General features: G+C 41.3%; 19 protein-coding genes and 2 tRNA genes. 10 read left to right on the top strand and 11 right to left on the bottom strand.

Translation table 11 applies throughout. The features are described from left to right. Nucleotides 1-677 precede the first annotated feature (677 nt). Entirely contained in the window at nt 678-1,532 is an 855-nt protein-coding gene (pssA, locus tag ACED29_RS07820) for a CDP-diacylglycerol--serine O-phosphatidyltransferase (RefSeq protein ID WP_259395561.1), read from the bottom strand. A gap of 100 nt (nt 1,533-1,632) precedes the next feature. Here pssA and ACED29_RS07815 point away from each other — a divergent pair, with 100 nt between their 5' ends. Then, nucleotides 1,633-2,076, top strand: a complete 444-nt coding sequence (locus ACED29_RS07815; RefSeq protein WP_371697403.1) for a DUF4124 domain-containing protein — start codon at nt 1,633-1,635, stop codon at nt 2,074-2,076. A gap of 62 nt (nt 2,077-2,138) precedes the next feature. Here ACED29_RS07815 and clpB read toward each other — a convergent pair whose 3' ends face one another. From clpB to rluD, 3 genes are all read right to left on the bottom strand, one after another. Then, complete coding sequence (gene clpB, locus ACED29_RS07810; RefSeq protein WP_124018017.1) at nt 2,139-4,712, bottom strand: ATP-dependent chaperone ClpB; 2,574 nt, start codon at nt 4,710-4,712, stop codon at nt 2,139-2,141. A gap of 165 nt (nt 4,713-4,877) precedes the next feature. After that, nucleotides 4,878-5,606 carry a peptidoglycan editing factor PgeF gene (gene pgeF / locus ACED29_RS07805; RefSeq protein WP_371697402.1) on the bottom strand — a complete coding sequence of 243 codons (729 nt, stop codon included), beginning with the start codon at nt 5,604-5,606 and terminating at the stop codon, nt 4,878-4,880. Beyond that, nucleotides 5,606-6,580 (bottom strand): 23S rRNA pseudouridine(1911/1915/1917) synthase RluD, encoded by a 975-nt coding sequence (gene rluD, locus ACED29_RS07800; RefSeq protein WP_124018019.1) that lies wholly within the window; start codon nt 6,578-6,580, stop codon nt 5,606-5,608. Before rluD ends, pgeF begins: the two co-directional genes overlap by 1 nt. A gap of 123 nt (nt 6,581-6,703) precedes the next feature. Between rluD and ACED29_RS07795 the strand changes: the two genes are divergently transcribed. The 3 genes from ACED29_RS07795 (at nt 6,704) to ACED29_RS07785 (ending at nt 8,005) form a co-directional block, all read left to right on the top strand. Then, nucleotides 6,704-7,465, top strand: coding sequence for an outer membrane protein assembly factor BamD (locus tag ACED29_RS07795; protein ID WP_124018020.1), 762 nt, complete (start codon nt 6,704-6,706; stop codon nt 7,463-7,465). Between the two features lie 317 nt (nt 7,466-7,782). Continuing rightward, nucleotides 7,783-7,858: transfer RNA gene (locus ACED29_RS07790), tRNA-Phe, on the top strand. A 60-nt stretch (nt 7,859-7,918) separates the two neighbouring features. Further along, nucleotides 7,919-8,005 (top strand) — tRNA-Leu (locus tag ACED29_RS07785). 146 nt (nt 8,006-8,151) lie between these two features. Here the strand turns inward: ACED29_RS07785 and recJ are convergent. The 4 genes from recJ to brnQ all read right to left on the bottom strand — a co-directional run bounded on the left by recJ (nt 8,152) and on the right by brnQ (nt 13,174). Then, nucleotides 8,152-9,876: a single-stranded-DNA-specific exonuclease RecJ gene (gene recJ / locus ACED29_RS07780; protein WP_182696648.1), complete on the bottom strand. Its 1,725-nt coding sequence runs from the start codon at nt 9,874-9,876 to the stop codon at nt 8,152-8,154. Between the two features lie 115 nt (nt 9,877-9,991). Next, complete coding sequence (gene dsbC / locus ACED29_RS07775; protein ID WP_124018022.1) at nt 9,992-10,720, bottom strand: bifunctional protein-disulfide isomerase/oxidoreductase DsbC; 729 nt, start codon at nt 10,718-10,720, stop codon at nt 9,992-9,994. Nucleotides 10,721-10,847: 127 nt separating this feature from the next. Next, a complete protein-coding gene (gene xerD, locus ACED29_RS07770) occupies nt 10,848-11,753 on the bottom strand; it encodes a site-specific tyrosine recombinase XerD (protein WP_165870173.1) in 906 nt (301 codons plus the stop codon). An 89-nt stretch (nt 11,754-11,842) separates the two neighbouring features. Continuing rightward, nucleotides 11,843-13,174, bottom strand: coding sequence for a branched-chain amino acid transport system II carrier protein (gene brnQ, locus ACED29_RS07765; protein ID WP_235781757.1), 1,332 nt, complete (start codon nt 13,172-13,174; stop codon nt 11,843-11,845). Nucleotides 13,175-13,653: 479 nt separating this feature from the next. Between brnQ and ACED29_RS07760 the strand changes: the two genes are divergently transcribed. The 6 genes from ACED29_RS07760 (at nt 13,654) to ACED29_RS07735 (ending at nt 23,596) form a co-directional block, all read left to right on the top strand. Beyond that, nucleotides 13,654-14,409 carry a tRNA1(Val) (adenine(37)-N6)-methyltransferase gene (locus ACED29_RS07760; RefSeq protein ID WP_371697401.1) on the top strand — a complete coding sequence of 252 codons (756 nt, stop codon included), beginning with the start codon at nt 13,654-13,656 and terminating at the stop codon, nt 14,407-14,409. Nucleotides 14,410-14,462: 53 nt separating this feature from the next. Next, nucleotides 14,463-15,683, top strand: a complete 1,221-nt coding sequence (srmB, locus tag ACED29_RS07755; protein WP_124018025.1) for an ATP-dependent RNA helicase SrmB — start codon at nt 14,463-14,465, stop codon at nt 15,681-15,683. Nucleotides 15,684-16,135: 452 nt separating this feature from the next. Then, nucleotides 16,136-17,335, top strand: a complete 1,200-nt coding sequence (locus ACED29_RS07750; protein WP_371697406.1) for an efflux RND transporter periplasmic adaptor subunit — start codon at nt 16,136-16,138, stop codon at nt 17,333-17,335. A gap of 2 nt (nt 17,336-17,337) precedes the next feature. Beyond that, complete coding sequence (locus tag ACED29_RS07745) at nt 17,338-20,490, top strand: efflux RND transporter permease subunit (RefSeq protein ID WP_124018027.1); 3,153 nt, start codon at nt 17,338-17,340, stop codon at nt 20,488-20,490. A 145-nt stretch (nt 20,491-20,635) separates the two neighbouring features. Continuing rightward, entirely contained in the window at nt 20,636-21,250 is a 615-nt protein-coding gene (locus ACED29_RS07740) for a TatD family nuclease-associated radical SAM protein (RefSeq protein WP_371697400.1), read from the top strand. Nucleotides 21,251-21,340: 90 nt separating this feature from the next. Then, on the top strand, nt 21,341-23,596 hold the full coding sequence (locus ACED29_RS07735; RefSeq protein WP_182722305.1) for a PAS domain-containing protein: 2,256 nt from the start codon (nt 21,341-21,343) through the stop codon (nt 23,594-23,596). Between the two features lie 115 nt (nt 23,597-23,711). On the opposite strand, the gene ACED29_RS07730 is transcribed toward ACED29_RS07735, so the two are convergent. The 3 genes from ACED29_RS07730 to ACED29_RS07720 form a co-directional block, all read right to left on the bottom strand. Then, nucleotides 23,712-25,154, bottom strand: coding sequence for a hypothetical protein (locus ACED29_RS07730; protein WP_182722306.1), 1,443 nt, complete (start codon nt 25,152-25,154; stop codon nt 23,712-23,714). Nucleotides 25,155-25,243: 89 nt separating this feature from the next. Continuing rightward, on the bottom strand, nt 25,244-25,831 hold the full coding sequence (locus ACED29_RS07725) for a hypothetical protein (RefSeq protein ID WP_371697399.1): 588 nt from the start codon (nt 25,829-25,831) through the stop codon (nt 25,244-25,246). Further along, the gene (locus tag ACED29_RS07720) at nt 25,824-26,570 is read right to left on the bottom strand and encodes a hypothetical protein (protein WP_371697398.1); all 747 of its coding nucleotides are present in this window, start codon (nt 26,568-26,570) and stop codon (nt 25,824-25,826) included. The genes ACED29_RS07725 and ACED29_RS07720 overlap by 8 nt, the downstream gene beginning before the upstream one ends. Nucleotides 26,571-26,596 lie beyond the last annotated feature (26 nt).

The following is a 26,596-nucleotide window of genomic DNA, read 5'->3' as shown; positions in this document are numbered from 1 at the left end:
AAGTCTTTGTACATATTACTATGAACATTCATCGTTGCATTGAGTTTAAATTTTTGATTGCCAACATTCCGAAGAACAGAAGACAATTTCGAATAACTCAATACCTGTGAATGTCCACACAGATTTCTTGTTTAGATTGTTAAAGAACGTGATGTCGATTTTTCAGACATCGCCGTAAGACGCTAGGTCGTTGGCTTGGGGTGCGTATTCTACGCTTTCCCGTGTCGGCGTCAAGTGTTTTTTTCAAACTTTCTTTTCGCCTTGAATCCAGTGTTTTGAAGCACTTAATTCAACCTAACTCGGTAACCGCTTTCGCTATCTGCCGTGTCAGTGGATGCGCATTATAGGCACCACAAGATTTTGTGCAAGGCCTTTTTAAACGTTTTTAGCAAAACAGCATTCAACCGAACACTATTCAAACAACACAGTACTAAAATCATTCAATGAGGTTTATTTTTATGCAAAATAGCTATTGGTAACTGGAACCTTGCAATCACCCAGATCCCCTTTTAATACCAATAGGGATAAAAACTATAGTACAAACTTTAAGGATTGGTCAAAAAAGACATCATTTTATTAAGTTTTGCGAGAAAATGTTAGCTGGCTTTACTCTTTATACCTATTAGCAATAACGGTGAACCCTGTTGATAAGCACTATGCTAATAATTGAGTGTATTTTAAGTTTCACTTTTCTTATTTGCATTATGGCTATTACCACCTGCGTGAGTGATGTCATTAGACGAATCTGGAATTGGGGTTTGTTGTAGGTCTGGTGCGATCGGCTCATCACCAACCATGTGCGCTACTTTTAACTTCTTTATGGTGTTAATAGTAATCACAGGACCAGATAGTGCATATATATAGAAACCAAGGCAAAGGATAATAGCAGGTTCAACAGAGATAATGACGAATACCCCCACCAGCAATAACATCACGACAAAATTCACTTTTCCTCGCCAATCAACTTCCTTAAACGAGTGATAGCGAAAATTACTGACCATGAGCAGTCCAGTCATTGTCGTTATTAATGCCGCAAGATAATTTATGTCTGTAGGATCGAGCTTATATTCGGATCCACTCCAAATACTGCCAGCAATTAATGCCGCAGCAGCTGGACTGGCAAGGCCTTGAAAAAATCGTTTGTCAGCAACACCAACCTGAGTATTAAATCGAGCTAATCTTAATGCTGCGCATGCACAATAGATAAATGCCGCTAACCAACCTATTTTACCTAAATCCTGTAAAGCCCAGTTGTAGACAAGAATAGCTGGAGCCATGCCAAATGAGACCATATCGGCCAAGCTATCATATTCAGCACCAAAATCACTTTGAGTATTTGTTAGCCTGGCAACCCTGCCATCAAGTCCGTCACAAATCATGGCAATAAAGATAGCAATAGCAGCAGACTCGAAGTGACCATTCATAGATGAAATGACAGCATAGAAACCGGAAAACAATCCAGCTGTGGTAAATAAGTTAGGTAATAAGTAAATACCTTTATTTTTTACTGGGTGATTGGGTGAATTTTGCATACACTTTATACACTATCGTTTCAAATGTTGGATTTATACTCAAAGATAGCATATTTTTGAAACGTTCAAGCATAACGTCAATTAGCTCTAGGATACTCAAATGGGAATTATGCGTTTAGTTATCAGTTTAGCCGCTTTAGCATTTAGCACATCCTTATTTGCAGGGACTATTTACACTTGGGTAGATGATGCTGGAGTTGTACATTACAGTCAGCAACAACCTTCAAATGTAGATGCTCGCAAAATTTATACCGAAGATATGGAACCCGCAAAAATTGGCACTTATGTGCCCCAAAAAAAATCTTCTACTAAGGTTGAGACTGAACTAGAGAAATCGGCAAAAATTATTAACGAAAAAGATAAGCAACAAGCCAAAGATATCTGTGAAAATGCTAAACATAGCCTCAGTGTGTTACAAACTCACAGCAAATTAAATCAACAAAATAAAGACACTGGTGAGACTGTTGCGATGACGGAAGAGCAAAGACAAGCTGCAATAGCCGAAAATACCGAGCGAGTCAGCTTATTTTGTCAGAGTAAATAATCGAAAAAGGGAGCAAATGCTCCCTTTATTATAACCACTTTAGATGTTCAGGTTAGCGAGTCTTATTGAATGAAGGCTAGCTTGCCATCTTCCACAACGACTTTAATCATTTTACCTGGTAGTAATTGGCCGCGAAGTAGTTTTTGCGCTAAAGGATTTTCTACTTCTTGTTGCAATGCTCGTTTTAATGGCCTTGCACCATATACAGGATCAAATCCAGCTTCAGCAATTAAAGATAATGCGTCATCAGATAACTCTATATCGAACTCTTTTTCAATCAAACGCTTGCGCAGTAACTCGAATTGAATACTGGCAATGTGTTTAATGTTTTCTGCATCTAAGGGATGGAATACCACAGACTCATCGATGCGATTTAAAAACTCTGGACGAAAACTCTGCATCACCACATTCATGACTCCCGCTTTCATATCCTCATAACTTGTATGACCAAAGCCCTCTTGGATAATATCTGAACCGAGATTTGAGGTCATAATGATAACAGTGTTTTTAAAGTCAACCGTTCTGCCTTGGCCGTCGGTTAACCGACCATCATCTAAGACTTGCAGTAATACATTAAATACGTCTGGATGTGCTTTCTCAACTTCATCTAACAAAATGACTGAGTAAGGTTTACGTCGAACGGTTTCGGTTAAATATCCACCTTCTTCATAGCCAACATAACCTGGAGGTGCACCAACTAGACGAGAGACTGTGTGCTTTTCCATAAACTCAGACATATCAATACGCACTAAGGCTGACTCAGTATCAAACAAAAACTTGGCTAATGCTTTACACAACTCAGTTTTACCGACACCGGTTGGACCAAGAAATAAAAACGAGCCGATTGGACGTTGAGGATCAGCAAGTCCTGCACGACTTCGACGAATGGCATTAGCGACTGCATCAACAGCTTCATTTTGACCAATAACACGATGATGAAGCGCATCTTCCATGTGCAATAGCTTTTCTCGTTCACCTTCAAGCATTTTTGATACCGGTATACCAGTAGCTTTTGATAACACTTCGGCAATTTCAACATCGGTCACTTTATTGCGCAGCAATGTCATGTCTTGCATTTCAGCCTGTGAAGCTAAATCTAACTGTTTTTCAAGTTCAGGGATCCGTCCATACTGCAATTCTGACATCCGCGTTAAATCACCCGCACGCCTAGCCACTTCTAAGTCCATTCTTGCCTGTTCCAAATCGGCTTTAATGTGTTGGGTGCCCGCTAATGCAGCTTTTTCGGTATGCCAAATTTCATTCATCTCAGCCGCTTTACTTGCAACGTCTCTTAACTCAAGTTGCAAAAACTCGAGACGTTTACGGCTGGCCTCATCAGACTCTTTACTTAACGCCTGCTCTTCTAATTTTAGCTGAATAGCACGACGCTCTAATCGATCGAGAGCTTCAGGTTTTGAGTCAATTTGCATTCTAATACTCGACGCAGCTTCATCAATTAAGTCGATGGCTTTATCGGGTAGTTTTCGATCAGAAATATAACGATGTGACATAGTTGCCGCGGCTACAATGGCAGGATCGGTAATTTCCACATGGTGATGTAATTCGTAGCGCTCTTTTAAACCACGTAAAATAGCAATAGTGTCTTCAACACTGGGCTCATCAACAATCACTTTTTGAAAGCGACGTTCTAATGCTGCATCTTTTTCAATATATTGACGATATTCATCCAGAGTTGTTGCACCGACACAATGTAAATCACCGCGTGCTAATGCAGGTTTGAGCATATTACCCGCATCCATTGCCCCCTCACCTTTACCTGCGCCGACCATGGTATGCAGCTCATCAATAAAGAGAATGACTTGGCCTTCTTCTTGAGAGAGTTCATTTAATACCGCTTTTAGGCGTTCTTCAAATTCACCGCGATATTTGGCACCCGCTATTAACGAACCCATGTCTAATGATAATACCCGTTTATTTTTAATCCCTTCAGGGACTTCACCATTAACAATGCGTTGTGCTAAGCCTTCGACAATAGCCGTTTTACCTACACCGGGCTCACCAATAAGTACGGGGTTATTTTTAGAACGGCGTTGTAAAACTTGGATCGTGCGGCGGATTTCTTCGTCACGGCCAATAACAGGGTCTAATTTACCTTGTTCTGCGCGTTCGGTTAAATCAACGGTAAACTTTTTCAGTGCTTGACGTTGATCTTCTGCATTAGGATCATCGACTTTCTGTCCACCGCGCATATCTTCAATGGTTTTTTCCATTAATTCTTTAGTCGCACCAGAATCTTTTAAGGCTTTGGCGAGCGGATCGTTATTTTCCAATGCAGCCAAAACAAAGAGTTCTGATGAAATATATTTATCTTTACGTTTTTGGGCCAGTTTGTCGCACAGGTTAAGTAATCGAATTAATCCTTGTGCCAACTGGACATCCCCACCAGTGCCTTCAACTTGCGGTAAACGCTCTAAGTCTTGGCTAATTGCAGAGCGAAGCGCGCTTACGCGAATACCCGCTTGAGTGAGTAGAGAATGAATAGAGCCAGAATCTTGATTTAATAGTGCCATCATTAAATGAATAGGTTCAATAAATTGATGGTCGCGCCCCAATGCTAATGATTGGGCATCAGAAATGGCAATTTGAAACTTATTAGTCATACGATCGAGTCTCATACAACCTCCTAGGAATCTGATACTGATAAAATGGGAAATTAATTCAGAAACGAATAATTTGTTAACTTAAAGATGGGGCCATTTAATGTAAATTCAAGGTTAAAACTTAATCTAGATCAACAAATCGATTATTTTTTAGACTTGGATACTGTCAATAATAGCAGGTTAAGATTTAAGCCAAATTAATGATGCCATTCGACCTGTTTGCTGATCGCGGCGATAGGAAAAAAAATGTGGATCTGCAAAGGTACAAACATCGGCATTATAGGTTTGATGTACACCAGCGGCAGATAAGCGCAACTTAGCTAATCCGACTAAATCTCCGAAATATTTGGTGTTATGAGGAATAAAGCACTTTGAAGCCTGTGGATCTTTACTCATAAAAGCATCGCGCACTTCACTACCCACTTCAAATGCACTAGGGCCAATTGCTGGTCCAAAGTAAGCGATTAATGTTGCCGCTGGAGACTGAAACATCGCTAATGCTTGCTCGATTACTCCCTCACATAAGCCACGCCAACCAGCATGAACAGCAGCAACTTCAGTGCCCTGTTGATTACATAATAATATCGGTAAACAATCCGCCGTCATTACCGCACACACATGACCAAACTGATTACTGTAACTGCCATCGGCAAAGGTTAAAACACTATCAGCCGTCAATGTTTGAAGTTCGACAATGTTAGTACCATGAACTTGCTCGAGCCAAGTAGGCTCTGCCGGTAATGCAAATTGCTGACTTAATATCGCACGATTAGTCAATACATCTTGAGGCTTGTCGCCTACATGTAAGCCTAAATTTAAACTATCAAAAGGGCTAACACTAACACCACCAAAGCGATTTGTTATCGCAATGGCAACATTTTCAGGTATTGGCCAATCGTGCTTAAGCATTATAAATAGACTATCGGGTTAAGCTCAGTGTCAACTCGTAGTGCTTTTGTCAGCTCAACCATGTCATCAGGAATAGGCGCATGCCAAGTCATGATTTCACAGGTAAACGGATGAGCAAGTTCTAAACGCACCGCGTGTAAAGCTTGACGCTTAAAACCTTTGAGTAATTCAAAAAACTCAGGGCTAGCTGACTTAGGTGGGCGGGGACGACCACCATAAACAGGATCGCCAACTAACTCATGACCAATATGCGCCATATGAACACGAATTTGATGTGTACGACCAGATTCCAAACGTAAACGTAAACGAGTATGAGCACGGAATTTTTCAGCAACACGGTAATGAGTCACCGATGGGCGACCACCATGGATCACTGCCATTTGAGTACGTCGAGTAGCATGACGCTCGATAGGTTCATCAACCGTGCCACCAGCAGTCATAGTGCCCAATACAATCGCTTCGTATTCACGAACAATATCGCGAGCTTGTAATGCGGCAACTAAATGCGTTTGCGCTTCAACCGTTTTGGCTACAACCATTAGCCCAGTGGTGTCTTTATCTAAACGGTGCACGATACCAGCGCGTGGAACGAGCTCGATACTAGGACAATGATGCAACAGTGCATTCATCAATGTGCCGTCGGCATTGCCCGCACCAGGATGCACAACTAAACCTGCTTGCTTATTAACCACGATAATATGATCATCTTCATAAATAATATCGAGATCGATTTTTTGCGCTTGTGCACGCACTTCTTCTTCAAGAGTGGCGGTCACTTCAATCAGTTGAGTTTCGAAAACCTTTTCCCGTGGCTTGTCGACTGTGATACCGTCAACAGTAATTGCACCAGATAGGATCCATTCCTTGATGCGTGTGCGCGAGTAGTCAGGGAACAAACCAGCTAATGCTTGGTCTAATCTCAGACCAGTTTGTGTTGCTGTTATCTCGCTTTTTAGATTAATCTCTTGTGTCATAGGAACCGTACCCCAGTTTAGGGGTCCAAAGTGAATGTGCTATCTGTTACAATCGGATGTTTTCTATTTTACCGTGAAATGGAAAAATTCTTAACAACAACTTAAAAAGAATTAAATTCAAGTATGAATAAAATTGCCAAAGGTGCCGCCCTAGTATTACTTTCACTGGCTATAACAGCCTGTAGTAGCAGTCCTGAAGACGATGATGTTGCCAGTAAAGCATCACCTGAGGTCCTGTATTCTCAAGCAAGAACGTCAATGGAATTAGGTAATTACTCTAAAGCCGTCCGTTCACTTGAAGCATTGGACTCTCGTTTTCCATTTGGTCCGCACAAAACTCAAGTTCAATTAGACTTGATTTATGCGTATTACAAAATGGATGATGCTGCATCAGGACTTGCCAATATTGATCGCTTTTTACGCCTCAATCCAACGCATCCTAATATAGATTACGTCTATTATATGCGTGGTTTAACGAATATGCAGGCAGATAATTACTTATTTCACGATTTAATGAATATTGATCGTACCGATCGTGATCCTAAATATGCCCAAGATGCATTTAAAGATTTCGATAGATTGATTAAATCGTATCCAGACAGTAAGTATTCTGCTGATGCACAACAACGTATGCAGTTCTTAAAGAACCGTTTAGCTAAATATTCTATCCAAGTTGCTGAATATTATATTAAAATGAATGCATGGAGTGCTGCTGCTGTTCGTGCTCAATCAGTGATGGAGAAGTTTCCAGGAACGCCTTCAACCGAACGAGCATTAGAAATTATGGCTCAAGCGTATGAGGAGCTAGGTCAGGAAAAGCTTCAACAAAACGTCAAAACAGTAATGAAAGCTAACTTCCCAAATAATGAGCTTGTATCTAACTAGTCAAATGACAGCAACTGGTATTTAGTATTAAACGCTCCTAGGAGCGTTTTTTTATACCTAACTCAACAATATCAGCAGATCTCATCGCTACATAGTTAACGGTATTTTTACTTTGCGTGCTGATGCCACGGGTAAAAAAGGCACCTTAACATCATTTAATCCACTAACCATCATGAAATGCAATATTGATTACAATACGATGCTTTGGCCGAATAATATTCGATACGACCAAAATACGTTCAAATGAAACAAATTTTGATAAAAACATTAAAAACAAGTTGACTCAACAGGTCAAAATCCTTTAAATTGCGTCCGTCGCCCGAATAGCTCAGTCGGTAGAGCAGAGGATTGAAAATCCTCGTGTCCCTGGTTCGATTCCGGGTTCGGGCACCATATTGATATTGGTGGCTACTGCGACTAATAAAAATAAAGTTATTTCGCGATACATGTTTTGCAGGTGTGGTGGAATTGGTAGACACGTCAGCTTCAGGTGCTGATGCTCGCAAGGGCGTGGAGGTTCAAGTCCTCTCACCTGTACCAAATAACTTTATAAGATTTAACAAAAAGGCCTCGCATTGCGAGGCCTTTTTGTTTTAGTTGTATCGACAAGTTAACGCTACAGTGCTGTTGGTCTTAGAACACAGAACAAACCTAAAGCTCTAAGCTAAATAACAGTTAAATTGCGATCACAAGGGTTCAATGTAATCCACCATTAACTGCACGGTTTGGTTACCTCTAAACTCATTCACATCAAGCTTATAAACCACGCGAGCATGTTTAATCGTTGCATCTGGCCATATGGCTAAGTCCACATTAAAGGCAATTGCATCTAACATAGTGCTGCCACACTGCGTCTCTAATAATAGCTTTAAATGTTTCTCGCCGACGATACGCTGCTGGACAACATTAAACATGCCATCAAATAGCGGCTCTTCAAATGACTGCCCCCAAGGCCCAGCATTACGTAATAAAAAGGCCATATCGAGCGTCATTAAATCACTCGGTAACTCACCATCAGACAGAAGCTCTCCTGTGAGTTGCTCATAATCTAATACCTCCCTCACGGCATCATCAAAGGCTTGGGTAAAGAGTTCAAACACATCAGCTTTTAACGAGAGTCCTGCCGCCATCGCATGGCCGCCAAATTTAGTTATCATCCCTGGATAGAGGCTATTGATACGCTCGAGCACATCGCGCATGTGCAAGCCTTTAATTGAACGAGCCGAGCCTTTAATCGTCCCATCACCGGCATCAGCAAAAGCAATAACCGGCCGATGATAGCGATCCTTAATCCGTGAGGCCAAAATACCAATCACCCCTTGATGCCAATCATCCTGAAAGATAGCAATCCCCCAAGGTAAATGATCCTCATTTAGTGATACTTTCGATAGACTCTTTAATGCCTCTTGCTGCATACCCGTTTCAAGTTCACGGCGCTCTTGGTTCAAGCCATCTAATTCGGCAGCCATTCTTCTTGCAAGCATGATGTCTTCACACAGTAAGATCTCAACCCCTAAAGCCATTTCATCCAAACGACCAGCAGCATTTAATCTGGGGCCCACCGCAAAGCCAAAATCGGCGGCAACCATCTTTTCAGGGCTACGTTTTGCCACTTCAAGTAAAGTAGTAATACCGACACGACAACGACCACTTCTAACACGCTGTAAACCTGCATTAACTAAAATACGATTATTAGTGTCTAGCGACACCACATCAGCAACCGTCCCTAAAGCGACAATATCCAACAATGAGCCGAGATTAGGCTCTACAATGTGTTGTAGTTGATACCAATTACGTTGCCTTAATTCGGCGCGCAGTGCTGACATAAGATAAAATGCCACCCCAACACCAGCAATAGACTTACTGGCAAACTGACACCCTGGCTGGTTTGGATTTACAATAACATCAGCGTTAGGCAAGGTATTACCGGGCAAGTGATGATCTGTCACGACAACGGTCATCCCCAATAACTTGGCTGCAGCCACGCCTTCAATCGAAGAGATACCATTATCAACAGTAATTAATACATCAGCATTTTTAGAGTATGCCACGGCAACAATTTCAGGACTTAAACCATAGCCATAATCAAAACGGTTTGGAATGAGGTAATCAATATGCTGAGCCCCCATCATTTTCAGTGCCAACATACATACACTGGTTGAGGTAGCACCATCAGCGTCAAAATCCCCAACTATGAGTATCGACCGCTGAGCAGCAATGGCATCGGCAATGACAATGGCAGCTTCCGCTAGCCCTTTCATCGTCTCGGGGCGTAATAACTTACTGAGTAATAAATCACAGTTGTCTTCAGTCACGCCACGGCGAGCATAAAGTTGTTTCAATAATGGTGATAAAGAGGCGGGTAAATGGCTATCATCAACCTGAGGACGTCGGACTATTCTATGAGACAAAAGGCAACCTTAACCGGGTAATATGAGAAATAAGCATAACAAAAAGGTGAGCCTAAGCTCACCTTAATTTTACGTTTTTAGCACACGTTTTACGACATTGATTTATCAATATGCTTTATAAGTTTGCTTCTATCGTACGTAATAAGTCAGCTGGCGCTTGATAACCCGGCACCATAACACCATTTTCTAAAATCAACGCAGGAGTACCGTTAATACCAAAAGATGTGCCTAACTTATACTGGGCAGCGATATCGATATCACAACTCGCGGCAGTGACCTTACCACCTGACTTTGCTTCTGACATCGCTTTGAGAGGATCTTTAGCACACCATACCGCTTGCATCTCATCAGCATTAGCAGAAGGAATACCCGCACGAGGATATGCTAAATAGCGAATGGTAATACCTAAATCATTATAGCCTTGCATCTGACTGTGTAGCTTACGGCAATAACCACAATCGACATCAGTAAACACAGTGACAACGTGTTTCTCATTTTTAGCTTTATAAACCAACATCTCATCTTCAAATGGTTTCAACAGTTCGATACGAGGACCGGCCAATGCAGCCTCGGTTAAATTTTTCATCCCTTTGTCGATATCATACAGATTGCCATGAAACAGCTTAGCGCCATCTTTGGTTACGTATAACACTCCACGATCGGTTAGTACTTGATATAAACCATCAATTGGAGATTGTTGAATTAACGACACGTTGACACCCAAGGTATCTGTAAGCTTTTGCTTTAATGCAGATTCATTTGAGACATCAGTCGCAGGTGCAGCTGACACAATAGGAGCAATAACAAGGCTGGCAACAAGGGCTAATGTTTTGGTTAACTTCATGATAATTCCTAAATGGCACGGGTTCAGTTCAATAGACCCGACTTAGTGAATAAAACTTACAGACTTAGTTTCGTTAACGCAACTAGACTGACATGCTTAAAATGTAACGATTTGATCATTATCGCACTCAACCGCGCGGATGATGCTGGCTATGCAATTGCTGTAAACGCACTTTCGCTACATGAGTATATATTTGCGTGGTGGATAAATCACTATGTCCCAATAAAAGTTGAACAACTCGAAGATCTGCACCGTGATTCAATAAATGAGTAGCAAAAGCATGACGTAACGTATGCGGTGATATATGACAGCTAATCCCCGCCCTTGCAGCATACAACTTAACCCGATGCCAAAAGGTTTGCCGTGTCATCATTTGCCCTCGTCGTGATGGAAATAATACATCAGACTGCTTCATACTTAATAACTCAGCACGAGCAAACTTGATGTACTGCTCAACGGCTGAAATAGCCAACTCACCTAAAGGAACTAAGCGCTCTTTGCCGCCTTTACCCATCACCCTGACCAAGCCTTGGCGCAAACTAATTTGCTCCATGGTTAAACTGACCAACTCGGTTACACGCAAGCCGGTGGCATATAAGAGTTCCAACATGGCTTTATCACGATGCTCAATAGGCTCATCGGTATTCGGCTCAGATAATAAGCTGTCAATTTGTGCCTCCGACAAGGTATCAGGTAGTTGACGCGCGAGTTTTGGCGACTTAATTAATGCGGTCGGATCTTGGCTAATTTTTTGCTTCACTAATAAGTAAGCATAAAAACGCCGTAAACTGCTAAGCAATCTAGCGGTACTGCTTTTGGCAAATTGTTTATCAAAGCGCATAGCAAGATAGTCGCGTAATTGGGCTTGGTCAACATCGAGTAAATGGATCCCTTGAGCCGATACATAACGATCCAAATGTTGTAAATCAGTACGATAGGACACCAAAGTATTGTCACTTAACCCCTTGGTTGACCATAGATCATCAAGAAACTGGTTAATTAATGGATCCGGTTGATAAGCAGGTTTGGCCAAAGCATTATCCAATAAATAATAAAAAACGACGTTAGATAATTTATCATAACGTCGTTATATTGATGGGTATATTATGACTTATTTAAAGTTTAAATATCGGCTTTTTGAGGCATATTTTTAGGTAAAAACAAACACACTATCGCCGTTAACGCCGTGGGTAGCAACCAAGCCATTCCCTCGGCATGCAATGGCATAAAATCAAGGAAACTCATGTCCATACCAGCGGTTTGTAACCCGTCAAAAATACCAAAAAATAGTGCAACACTTAACACAATACGATGCGAAAACTCAGGTCTAGCAAAACGCTCCGTTAAAAACGTTACTAATACCAAGGCTATGGCGACCGGGTAAATGGTCATTAGCACTGGAATACTAATGCTAATTAACTGGGTTAACCCAACGTTAGCAACGGTAGCACAAATCACACTGAGCAAAACGACCAACAATTTATAAGACAAGCTTGGCATTAACTCGTTAAAAAATTCAGAACAAGCAGTGACTAAACCAACCGCAGTCGTTAAGCATGCTAGCGTTACTACCGTTGACAACATTAATGTGCCAATTGAGCCAAAATGATAAGTGACATAATTAGTTAAAATTTGACCACCATTGTCTGCGCCAATAGCAAAATCGCCAGCAGATGCACCAAGATAAAATAGCGACACATACACAAACGCGAGACCACCAGCAGCAATAAATGCTGCACGGACTAAATACTTAGTTTGATCGGCTGCGTCGTTAACACCTTTTTTGCGTAACAAATCAATAATCAACATACCAAACATCAATGATGCCAGGGTATCCATGGTGTTATAGCCTTCAATTATCCCTTTTGTTAATGGATTATTAATATACTCACCAACGGGTAAATTTACCGCTGCACCGGGGAGAATAATCACTGAACTGGCTAAACCGACTAATAATATAATTAATACTGGAGTAAGTATTTTACCTACGCTATCGAGTAATTTGCCTGGAAATAAAGATAAAAACATCACAACAGAGAAAAACACTAACGTATAAATCAATTGCGCAATATTAAACTCTTGCCCACCGAGTAACATCAATGCATCTGGGTGACTAATAAACGGTCTTGCACCAATTTCAAACGCCACCAAAGCGGTACGCGGGGCGGCAAATGCAGGGCCAATAATAATATAAATCGCCACTGCTAATGCGGTGGCAGCAAAGGCTGGTAATAACGCCATCACTTTACCGTTGGCTTTCGCCACGGCGATTAAGCCTATCAAAGGCATTCCTACTGCAGTTATTAAGAATCCAAACATTGCAAAAGACATATTCTCGCCAGCAAGCATGCCAGCAAAAGGTGGGAAAATTAAGTTACCCGCACCTAAAAAGAACGCAAAGGTCATAAAGCCTAACCCTAGCGTATCAGTTACACTCATTTTAGTTGTTTGCACTACTAGCCTCGTTTTATTGTTATGTTTTTTAACAAACCTAATTGATTACGCTTTAATTAGCTACTGATGAGCTGAACGAACAATAAATTGTAAAGTTAAAAATACACTTAAAAATAGTAAAACTTTTTTTGAAAGTAACGAAATAAATCGCTAGCTCAGTACTCAGCATCACATCCCTGTTAAAACAGTCTTAATTAGACCTTTTACTCAGCTTTAAGCCTAAAAAAGTGCGCAAACTAATAGCAAACATCGCTTAAATACTCAAGCTTCAGCACCTCATAAAAGCAAAATAAACGATTTAGTTACTATTTATGGCAAGACTTGCGCACATATTCACCACACCTATGAATGTTAAGTTAATTAACATAACAAAAAATCAACCACGATAGAGGTCGGTAATTAAAACGCGACAGTAAAAACTAAAGCAGTTATGATCCCGTCCGAGTCATTCAAACAGCCGAAAGAGTAATCAATTATCTATGTCTTTTACGTTTAAACAATTTCATATTGATGATAAAGAATGTGGTATGGCTGTTAGTACAGATGCGGTTTTACTCGGAGCTTGGGCTGAATTAACACAGTCGAACCATATTCTTGATATTGGTGCAGGAAGTGGCTTACTCAGCCTAATGGCGGCCCAACGCAGTCCTGAACACCGCCGTATTATTGCTGTAGAAATAGACGCTGCAGCAGCAAATGCTTGCCAACATAATATTAGACAAAGCCCTTGGCATGAAACGGTACAACTCTACCATGGTGCAATTCAAGATTTTCAACTACAGCACCTCAACGATTCGGCGCCATTATTTGATCATATTATTTGTAATCCTCCCTACTTTGAGCAAGGTACCCAGGCTAAAAATAGCGCTCGAGCAGACGCAAGACACACGAACACCTTATCTTTCGGTGAGTTACAAAGCGTGATCAGCAAATTACTTGCTCCCCAGGGCACTGCAAGTGTTATTTTACCGCAACAAAGTTTAGCGAGCTTTACACAACAACTTAATGCTTATGGTCTATTCGTTGCCAAGCAACTTGATATCATTAGCATTGAGGGAAAGCTCGCTAACCGATCAATATTGGCCATTCAGCATCACCTAGCGGTAACTGAACAACCAATATTGACTGTTCCACCGGTTGAAACTCAGTATCAGCAGATGACGATCCGCGATAAACAAGGGCGATACAGCGAAACGATGATAGATTTATGCCGCCCATTCTACTTAAAGCTTTAGCCTACTCATTAGGTCAGCTATAATACTCAACTATTTTTCAGCGAGACCAGCGCATGCAATTTGAAGATTTCCAGCTCGACCCTAGCTTATTAGAGTCACTCAAGGCCATGGGACACAACACCCCTACCACTATTCAGCAGCAAACCATTCCATTGGCCATGGATCAGCGGGATATTTTAGCGCGTGCGCCAACAGGCACCGGTAAAACGGCCAGTTTTTTACTGCCAGCTTTACAGCATCTTATCGATTTCCCACGCCGTTTTGAGGGGCAAGCACGTATTTTAGTGCTGACACCAACTCGCGAATTAGCCAGTCAAATTCATCGTTATGCGAGTCACTTAGCAACAGGGCTTGATCTCAACATCGTTATTATTACCGGTGGTGTGCCATATGGCCCACAAGAAGAAGCTCTTGCAGACAATGTTGATTTATTAATCGCTACCCCAGGTCGATTAATGGAATATTTAGACAAAGATAAATTTGACGCGACTGAAGTTGAAATTTTAATTATTGATGAAGCTGACCGCATGCTCGATATGGGGTTCTCATCCGTCGTGCAATCAATTGCCATCGAAGCTCAGGGTCGAAAACAGAACATGTTGTTCTCTGCCACGCTTGAAGGTAATGGGGTTAATCGTTTTGCACGTGAATTGTTAAACGATCCCGTAATGGTCGATGTTGAAGCACCGCGCAGTGAAAAAGCCAAAGTACATCAGTGGGTACACTTGGCCGATGATCAAGCTCATAAATTTGCCTTGTTGTGTCATATTCTTCAACAAGAAAATGTTAAACGCACCATAGTGTTTGTTAAAACGCGCGAAATGGTTGCCAGCCTTGAAGGCCTATTACTCAAAGCGAATATCCCTTGTGCATTTATGCGCGGCGATATGGAACAGAAAAAGCGCTTCCAAGCACTTGGACGTTTCTCTAAAGGCGAGGTCAATGTGCTATTGGCCACTGATGTTGCAGCTCGCGGTATTGATGTTGATGACATTACTCATGTGATTAACTTTGACATGCCTCGCTCTGCTGATGCATATGTTCATCGCATTGGGCGAACTGCACGTGCTGGTGCAAAGGGCACTGCAATTTCATTAGTTGAAGCACATGACATGCGCATAGTGTCTAAAATTGAACGCTACATTGAGCTCCCGCTAAAACGCCGTGTTATTGAAGAGCTTCGCCCTAAGCACAAAGAAGCCAAGGTGCCAGGAAAGAAAAAAGCCAACGCAAAAGATGCTCGAGTGAAATCAAAAAAATACAAGAAAAAGTAGTATTTAGGTTTATCTAGGCTTCCTTAGACAGCCTTAACTAGACAGCATTAAAGCGAATTACTCTGTAATTCGCTTTTTTTATATCTAAACCGTTATATATCATTATTAACTAGAGGCAATAGAGCAAGAAAGTGTCAACAAATGTTAATTTCAGCTCAAAAAACACCCAGGCAAATATTTCAACCTAAGCAACTAATTAATAACAATTTAAAATTTAATGGTATGGTATACCCCGATACGAACACCATAAAAAAATCAATTTACTGATATTTCGGGACCAAATGATAAAAAACATGAAACCCTGAAACATTTTATTTACATTAAGCTATTCAGATACGCTTCATACTCTGTTAATTTAGAGATAATGAGTAAAAATATTAATCAGTAAAACTTGTTAGCCAACGTAGTTAACAATCTTTCAGCATTATTTCAGCATGGATACGCAAAAAGAAATGATAAAAACCATACTTAGAAGATTATCACCGCTATTGATCATCGCCGTGTTTGCCGCCGCAGCGATATTATTAGTCAGCACCAAAGAAGCCCCTGAACAAAAAGATGAAGTGATCAGTGTGCCGATTATTAATGTGCAAACCGTCACCCCGCAAACCTTGTCGCTGAACTTACCATCATACGGCGTAGTGAATCCTAAGTATAAAACCCAGTTAGTCACAGAAGTTCAAGGACGCTTGCTCAGTATTTCAGCTAACTTTGTTGCTGGTGGTGTGGCTAAAAAAGGTGAGCAACTTGCCATTATAGAACCGTCAGATTATGAAGCCGACCTCATGCAGGCTGAAGCAACGCTTGCTCAAGCGACGGCGGCATTGAATGAAGAAAAAGCCCGCGGCGAAGTCGCTAAAATTGAATTTAAAGATTTTGGTAATGGCTTACCACCAGAGCTGGGATTACGTATCCCACAACTCAAAAAAGAACAAGCTAACGTTAAATATGCCGAAGCAGCACTCGCCCGTGCACAACGAAACTTAGCCCGCACCGTTATCCGAGCACCATTTGACGGTATCATTAAGGCGCGTAATGTTGACTTAGGTCAGTACGTTACACTAGGTACTAATTTAGGCGAGCTATACGACACCAGTATTGCTGAAATTAGATTGCCTTTAGCAAATGAAGATCTCGCGTATTTAGAATCTGTTGATAACCCTGAAACTGCAGTCACATTGACTGCATTGTTAGCCGGCAAGCAAGTCACTTGGCAAGGCGAAATTGTTCGCAGCGAAAACGTTATCGACGAACAAACTCGCATGGTATATCTAGTCGCAGAAATACATGACCCGTATTTACGTAACCATAAAACCGAAGGCCAATTACCGTTAAAATACGGCAGCTTTGTTAATGCTGTAATTACTGGGCGAACGGTGAATGATGTGGTAAAGCTGCCACGTCACGTAGTGCGCAATGGTCAAGTAGCAGTGGTTAGCGCAGACAATATTATCGAAATACGCCCTGTGAATATTATTCGTTCAGACGTTGACAATATTTATATTCAAGGCAGTTTCAAAGCAAAAGAGCGCGTATCAACCACGAGTATTAATAGCTTGAATGCTGGTCAGAAAATAAAAGTACTCGGCGAAGAAAGCAAGATCACTCCAGTCGATACTAATGTCCAAGTCGCGCCGACGGCAGGTGAATAAGCATGGAAACGAATAAAGGAATTATCGCCTGGTTTGCTCGCAACAGTGTCGCGGCCAACTTACTCATGGCAGCATTGCTTATTGGCGGTTTGTTTAGTGCCGTTCTTATTAATAAAGAAATATTTCCAACCTTCGAATTAAACCTCATCAATATTAATGTGGCCTATCCAGGTGCTGCGCCACAAGAAATTGAAGAAGGGATTAATATTAAAATCGAAGAAGCAATTCAAGATATTAGCGGCATCAAAAAAGTCACGTCAGTTGCCAGCGACAGTGTGGGCTCGGTGACCATTGAAGTTGAAGACGGTTACGATGTTCAGCAAGTCCTAGATGAAGCTAAGTTGCGTATTGATGCTATTGCCACCTTCCCAGATAACATCGAAAAACCTAATATTTACCAAATAAAGCCAGAAAACAATGTTATTTGGGTATCTGTCTATGGCGACATGAGCCTACATGACATGAAGGAAATGGCTAAAGCAATCAGAGACGACATCACCGACTTACCTGCAGTTACTCGCGCAAAAGTCACTGGTGTTCGCGACTACGAAATTGGTATTGAGCTGTCTGAAGACAAACTGCGCGAATATGGCATTACTTTCACCCAAGTGGCATTAGCGGTTCAAAACTCATCCATTGATTTGCCCGGTGGATCAATTCGTGCCCAAGACGGTGACATTCTTCTGCGGACTAAAGGCCAAGCTTATACTGCCGATGATTTTGCCCAAATAGTGGTAGAAACCCGTGCCGATGGCAGCCGAATTATGCTACCGCAAGTGGCCACCATTAATGATGATTTTGAAGAGCGTTTAGAATACACCCGCTTTAACGGCAAGCCCGCTGCAGTGATTGAAATCACCAGTATTGACGATCAAAACGCGTTAGATATTTCGTCGCAAGTTAAAGCTTATGTCGCTGAACGAAAAAAAACCTTACCGAACAATATTCAACTGGATACCTGGGGTGATTTAACCCACTACTTGCAAGGCCGTTTGAACATGATGCTGTCGAACATGTTTTACGGTGCTCTATTAGTGTTTATTATTTTAGCCTTATTCTTAGATCTTAAACTGGCCTTTTGGGTGATGATGGGCTTGCCTGTGTGTTTTTTAGGCACCATGTTATTAATGCCGCTTGAACCATTTAATATGTCGATCAACATGTTGACACTGTTTGCATTTATTCTCGTGCTAGGGATCGTGGTCGATGACGCCATTGTCATCGGAGAAAGCGCCTATACCGAGCTAGAAGAAAACGGCCACTCTTTAGATAACGTGGTAAAAGGAGTGCAAAAAGTGGCAATGCCGGCCACATTTGGGGTACTCACTACCATTGCCGCCTTTGTACCTATGATCATGGTCTCTGGCCCCATGGGTATCATTTGGAAATCCATCGGCATGGTGGTGATTTTATGTTTAGCATTTTCGTTGATTGAATCAAAATTGATTTTACCGGCGCATTTGGCTCACATGAAAATCAAAAAACGCACCACACCAACTAATCCTTTCTCGCGGCTTAAATTTGCCATCAATGAATGGTTACAGCACTTTATCCACCACACTTATCGTCACTTTTTAGAGCGTTGCATTTCGCGTCGTTACAGCGTAGTGGCGGTATTTGTTGGGGTACTGATTTTGTCACTTGCATTAGTACAAAGCGGCAAAGTGCGCTGGGTTTTCTTTCCTGATATTCCGTCGGACTTTATTCAAGTTCAGCTTGAAATGGAAGAAGGCAGCTCTGAGCAAAATACCTTAAAAGTACTGCAACAAGTCGAAGATGCGTTATATAAAATGAACACTAAGCTTGAAGAACAGTACGGTTACCCTATGGTAAAGCATAGCTATATCGAATTGAAATCACGCAGCAGTGCCTTTGTATTTACCGAACTGACTAAAGGCGAAGACCGTGAAATCGACGGTGTCGCAATTGCTGAAGAATGGCGTAAACAGTTACCGGAATTATTATCGGTTAAAAAACTTAATATCAATGCTAGCACCAACGATGCCGGTGGTGACTTATCATTCCGCTTAACGGCAACGGACTTAGACCAGTTATCTGAAGCCGCTAAAGTGCTTAAAGCAAAACTGGCTACCTATGAAGGCGTGTATGATATTACCGATAACTTCTCATCGGGTTCACACGAAATCCGCTTAAACATTCGTCCAGAAGCTGAAGCACAAGGATTAACACTGTCAGATTTAGCACGCCAAGTTCGTTACGGCTTTTATGGTTATGAAGCCCAACGAATTTTACGTAATAAAGAAGAAGTCAAAGTCATGGTGCGTTACCCACTAGAACAACGTCGTACTATGGGTGATCTTGAAAACATGCTGATCCGCACTCCATCTGGCGCCTCGGTGCCATTTTCAACCGTAGCCGATATCGAACTGGGTGAGTCGTACGCATCGATCACTCGGGTTGATGGTCGCCGAGCGATCACCATTAGTGCCAATGTGAATAAAAACAATGTTGAACCATCAAAAGTGGTCGCCGAAATTCAGCAAGACTTCTTGCCAGAATTAACCGCGCGTTTCCCCAAAGTGGCTTCGGCTTTGGATGGCGGCAGCTTGGATGAGCAAAATGCCATGCTCGGTTTAGCCCAAGGCTTCTTCTTTGCCATGTTCACTATTTATGCCTTAATGGCCATCCCATTAAAGTCGTACACACAACCGTTAATCATTATGTCGGTTATTCCATTTGGTATGATTGGCGCCTTGTTTGGCCACTATATTCTCGGGCTTTCAATGAGTGTACTGAGCTTATGTGGCATTGTGGCACTCGCTGGAGTGGTGGTAAACGACTCGCTTATTTTAGTCGACTTTGTTAACCGAGCGCGTGAAGAAGGCAAGTCGCTGCTGCAATCGGCTATCGATTCTGGTTGTTACCGCTTTAGAGCGATTATCTTAACCTCACTCACCACTTTTGTTGGCTTAGTGCCCATCATTATGGAAAAAAGCTTACAGGCTAAAATTGTTATTCCAATGGCGACATCACTAGCATTCGGTATTTTATTCTCTACCGTAGTGACGTTAATTCTAGTGCCGATTTTATACATTATTCTTGATGATATAAAACGCCTATGGCGACGATTTTTCTCTTGGTGGTGGCAACCTAAAACCCTTGCTGACCCCTTAGGTTCTGACGAGCACCATTAAGCCAATGAAACTCGATTATTAACCTAAAAAAACAGAGCTGACATGGCTCTGTTTTTTTTGCTTTAAAAACTGCGAGCTAAGCAACATAGTCACGCTGAATATTTAGCTAGAATACTCGCTATAATCTTGATGATAAAAAGCCATTATGAACACCTCCTCAGCCATGCCAACCTTAGTTTACGATATAGGTAATCACCGTTATCTGAACATTACCGCAAGATGTACCTTAAGATGCCAGTTCTGTCCTAAGCATAATGGCTCTAAGCAAATACATGAATATGACTTATCCTTGTCTCAACGTATTACAGCTGACGATATATTCCCCCTATTGGGTAATGTGCATGAAGTAGCAGAATATGTTTTTTGCGGTTTTGGTGAACCCACCTTAAACCTTGAGTGTTTGCTGCAGGTTGCACACGCGATAAAAGCCCAAGGTGGACGTGTAAGGCTAAATAGCGATGGCTTGGGTAACCATTTTCATCGCCGTAATATTTTACCCGAGCTAAGCCAATGTGTAGACAGTCTGTCAATTTCACTTAATGCCGATACCCCTGAAGCATACCAGCAACATTGCCGGCCTAAACTAGCAGGGTCCTATGAAGCGTTACTTGAATTTATTCATCTTGCGCCGAAATTCATACCTGAAGTCCATGTCAGTGCGATCAACGGGCTGGCTAATGTAAACATTGAACATTGCCGCAATATCGCTGAAAAAAACGGCGCAATATTTAAACAACGCGAGTTAGATATAATCGGTTAAACAAATCTATTCGATTAGTGTACAGACATTTTCGCCAACGCCGGCTTCATGCTAGTATTGCCAGCATGAGAATGCTAAAAAAGTGGCACCATGTCTAAACACACAGCAGTGAGTTCTTCAAACTCGTTATTAATTTCTTCACAAGCGACCCATTGGTCGCAACAGCATATTCTTTCGCTGCTAAGCCAATTGATTATTTTATTAATTGCGGTGTTTATCGTTACGAGTATGGTGGTTAATTTAGGCGAGCGTCGTCTGCAGGAAGATTGGGCCGATCAACGTTACAGTGAATTACAGACTGTTGCGTCGTTAGCCTCCGACAAAGTGTCATTTTTGCAGTTTAGAACCCAGACATTTGCCAAAGGTGAATTACTGCGACAATACCTGCAAAAACCCTCTGCACAACTACAATCAAGAACGATCGAAAGCTGGGACTCATTAACGAAAAATATTCCAGAACTGCTTGGACTTGCATTATTTAATCCCCAAGGACAACTGCAATTTTCGACCACAGGGAGTTTCAATAACATGCAACTTCCCGCAGCATTATTGGGCTCAGGGAGGAATATGGGGGGTAATGATATTTACACCTCACCCATGGCGTTTACACCTGTTGATGGCATATTAGAGCCGTATTTCTACCAGTTATCATGGATAGAAAATCCTGATCAGAGTATTAAAGGTTATTTGGTCACTTATAATTCTATTGTTAAATTACTTGAAACAATAAAACCTGCTTTTTTTAATCAGAATTCCCCCTTACTTTTACTTGATACCCAAGGCTTTCTGTATGCAGGTGCCAATCAACCTGAGCCATTAGACAGCATGCCTGACACTCTGGGGTCCAGTTTAAAACAAACTTATCCAGAATTATGGCGTGTAATGGCAATGAATAATTTTGGCCAGTTTCATAGTGAAGATGCCACATTTGTATACCTTAAGGTTGAGTTAACCAGCCAATATGAAACCAAGAGAGAATACTTTTTATTGTCGTACATTCGCCATGATGATATTTCTGCTCGGTATGAGCAATGGCGCATAGTACTCATTATCGCTGGATGCTTAGTCGCACTATTAGCCAGTTTACTAGTAATATTAAGACATAGATTTGTGCTTGAGCGTCGCTCAAACCAAAATAGTCTTCAATTGAGTAACGGTTTGTTTAACAGTGAATTAAGCTGTTTAATTGTTAATGATAGCGGCCGGATCCAGAGCGCTAATGCCAAAGCGGCTTCGGCGCTATCGCTGTCAATTGATGCCCTAAAAGATCGCAGTTTACAACGGGTACTGCATCTGGATGATGATCGTTTAAATCAGATTAAAGAGGCGTTAATCCAAGATAAACAATGGCATGGTGAGATCAGCTTGGAAACGCAGAATAGTAGTATGTTGCAAACTCATATTCGGAGTGAAAAGTGCCCCAACAGTAATGAACACTATTGGCTGATCACTTTTGAAGATATTAGTGCCTTATTTGATAGTCAGCGCCAAGCCTATCTGTATCAACTAATGAGTAATAGCGCCGTTGCTACCGCGCTAACCGATGCCAACGGAGTGCTCATAAAATGTAATGACCAATTTGATCAACTGATGTCTTTACACGGAGACACTGATATTTCACTGACGACATTACTCGGCGACGAAGTCAGTAATCAATGGCAAAATATTACCGCGCAAATCAGTTTACAGGGAGAATGGACTGCACAGATAATGCCGTTTAACCACAGTCGATATGATCATTGTTTAAAAACAACATTAGTAGGCCAATTAACATTTGACGGTGACATTGAATACCTTATTTGTACGTTTGAGCAAACAACCCCCACTGTATTAGCTAAAAACAGCAGTAATGTTATTGGCCATCGTAGTGCGATAGTGCTGCGTTTAAATGAACTTGAAAATTATTTTATCAACCTAGGTGACTCAATTAAAAAATACTCTAGCCTACTGGTGATGGACATTAATCCTGAAGGTATTTTTAGCAACATGGGTAATGTGAGTCAGCTTGAGAAACGCCAAAAAGACATTGAGCTACAATTACTGATTGAGTTACCGCTTCATTATCAAATAGCGCAATGGCAGCTCGGAAAGCTGGTTATCTTACTTACAGATACCAATGCCAATTCAGCGCATCAATATGCAATTAACATGATGAAAACCTTGGAAGAGAAAAATTTAGCAGAAGGTATTAATATCGGTATTGCCAGCTACCAGCCAGCACAAAGTTTAGACCAATATCTTACCAATGCTGAAATAGCCTTAAAACGCGCGAAACAGTCTGTAGATCAAAATATTTGCCAAGCTTTTACTCGACCAAGTAATAATGAAACGAATAACATTGGCTAAAATTGACGGCTTACATCACCTAACAAAGCATGGCTTAACGTCAGGTGATGTGCTTGTTGACAACCTTGATAATGTAACAGGAAATGGGGCATCAATGGCCTTATTCCTGAGTAACTTAAGTGTGCGACTGCGCAGGGCTAACAACTTCAGGAAGGACTTCGTCAGACTCTAATCTGAAAGGTTGAACATTATCAGGCAGTTTACTTTCATTAATTTCCACAATACTTGAACGGTTCATGGTCACTTTAAAACGAGCATATTCAGGTTGTTCCTTGCCATCACGGAGCACAGCAACCAGGTTAACTTGATAACGACGTTCAACAGACTCATTACTAATATTACCTTCACTTTCTGAGTATATTTTGGCTTTGCCTCGCTCTAGATGACGGGCAAAAGGAACTAAGCTGAAGTTCACTTGTTCTTGTATTTGCGAATAATCAGCCTCAAAAGGCTTGTTTGTCACCTTAGTCGCAATGCGATAATGCAGCACTTCTGAGTCGACTTTATTCTGACTGTGACGTTGCCTCATGATATCCGAAACCGCTTTGGGAATATCTTGACTACGCATAAATTCGAGCCAAACTAACTGCTTAGCAACTACAGTTTGAGTAGTGGTATCACGTAAAATACGGCTCCATCTTGGACGGCCACGTTGGATGTAACGCCACATCGCATTACGAAAATCCTCTTTAAATATTTCCCTGAAACCATAAATCACCGCTAATGTTAACAACAGGGTCATGGTTAATTCATTAAAAAAACCTTGGGCTTTAATAATCAATGCCGACACCACCAACATCACCATCCCAGTAGCGACTCCAGTAACAAATTTTTTGAGACCGACACCTAAGGGTTTTAACTCTTCTTTTAACACCACACCTTGTTGGATTAAGCGTCTTAACAAGAGCATTTTATTGGAAATTCGATTAGCATCTAGCTGAGTTTGCACAGAATTGTATTTGCACTCTTGCTCTCTATAGTGATTCTCACCTCGACATGCATTTAATACCTTGTCTTTAACATCACTAAAATCAGCACTTCTGGGGCTTCGCGCCAGTGTCTTTAATAACTGCTGCTCACAAAACCAAGATAAATAATTATCGGCATGCTCAAAATACGATTTCCACTTAGGATCACTCGGAGCATTGCGACGAAACTTTTTCAGTAATTGAGTCACAACATCGCAAAGCTCATCCAAGGCTGGATAAAACTCATTAGGATCGACTTTTTGTTGTAATTCTTTGACATCCGTTTCAATAGCAACGGCAAATTGGTAAGCAAATAAATTAAGATACAAGCGAAACTCTTCTAAGGTACGCTTGTTTAGACTAACAAAACGAGACTGGACTAAGGGTAGATGTAGCCCTTTAGAATAATAAGAGCGACGCCCAAGGATACTACTATGATAATAGTCCTCTTCATCTAAGGTATGCGAACCAATACCCATTTCTGTAGGCAAATAAAAATACAGGTCAAATACCCGCTGATCACCGGGGCCCATTTGATGACTGAACTTAATTGATAACGCTTCTTCTTGTTTTACTTTAACTTTTGCCACTATATATTTCACACACCTTTTTTCATTAACGCTTAGCTACTATACCGCAAAGGCAATATTAAGCTAAAAGTTAATTTATTCAATGAAAATCAGTGAGCGGTATCGGGCGATCTTAACTGGCAAGACCAAACGTTATTGCTGGGAAGAAATTTAAGTGTTGCACTGGTTAATGCATTATCTAAGTCAATCACCTGTACTTGCTGAGCAATGCTAACTCCCACTATTTTTTGAGAGGCCATAATGCCAAATTCATTGTGTAAATAGGGCTTTAATCGACTGCTAGTTTGCCAAAGTGTGGGCTGAAGAGTTAATCCTAAATGATATGTGAATGAGCCCATATCCACATGGTCAACCTTACCGACTAGCTGGGCTATTTCAGTACCATGGACCGATGACTCAATTTTGTAAATCAGTTTAGCTTGATGGTGATCAATGTCTAAGCTCAACCATAAATTACTTTTATCAACCTTTAATGACGATTCTCCTTGATGACTGAAATAACTGTCGGCATAGCAATCAAAATGCCAAACCGTATGAGTATTGGCAATACGATTAACCACACTGGTGATAAGAAAAATCATTAATACAATACTTAGTACAAAAATAAGTTTACCGCGTTTTGACTGCAGCAACCTTCGCATCTTAATGCGTGCCAATAGATTCGATGATCTAGCCACAAATGGCCACCTTTAATAGCCATTCTTGAGTGATAAATGGCACACTCATATTATCAACATTCACTTTAATGCTATTCACTAATGGTATTTCTGCTGTGGAGTCACCCAAGGTAAAACTAACGTAATGCTGATTAGATGATAATGTCATATTGATGGAGTCCCAGCGGATATGATGACATAAGCGTAATTGCGAAGATAAACAATCCGCATGTAATTGCGCATCTTGCGGATTATTATTACCAAATACAAACAGCTGAACAATACGACCATCTGAGGCCAATATTTGCTGTACTACATCAGCTTGAGTAAGCTCTGGAGGGTTAAGTTTAGAGTAAACAAATAACAATACACTTAATAGAATGACAATAATAAACAGGTACTGGCCTACAGATAATAGCTTATTAGGTTGCTCAAATATCTTGGTGTGTTTGGCGCTTGCAAAAGCATATAAAATAACGCCTTGATCAGGTACATACTCAATAAGATTGCTATGGTTGTTACACAAATAATCAGTGATTTTATCGATAATTTCTAGCAGCTCAACTTGAGATAGTGGCTGAGGGCTGTCAGCTGAAATCGCCACAGCTTCAAGTATAGATAGCGGCACGACTTGACCACGATGCTGGACTAATTGACTCACGACCCAATACTCGCGATCATTTAAATGCCACTGCACAGCAGAGGTCTGATCTATCAATAATCGTTGCGTACTGTCGAACCAACAACATCCTATTTGCATCGCACTGTTCCAGTGTATCGACCGAT

The organism is Shewanella sp. 5S214, assembly GCF_041439795.1.
GTDB lineage: Bacteria > Pseudomonadota > Gammaproteobacteria > Enterobacterales > Shewanellaceae > Shewanella > Shewanella vesiculosa.
The sequence above is the reverse complement of the archived record's forward strand: the minus strand, read 5'-3'. Positions and strand labels throughout refer to the sequence as shown.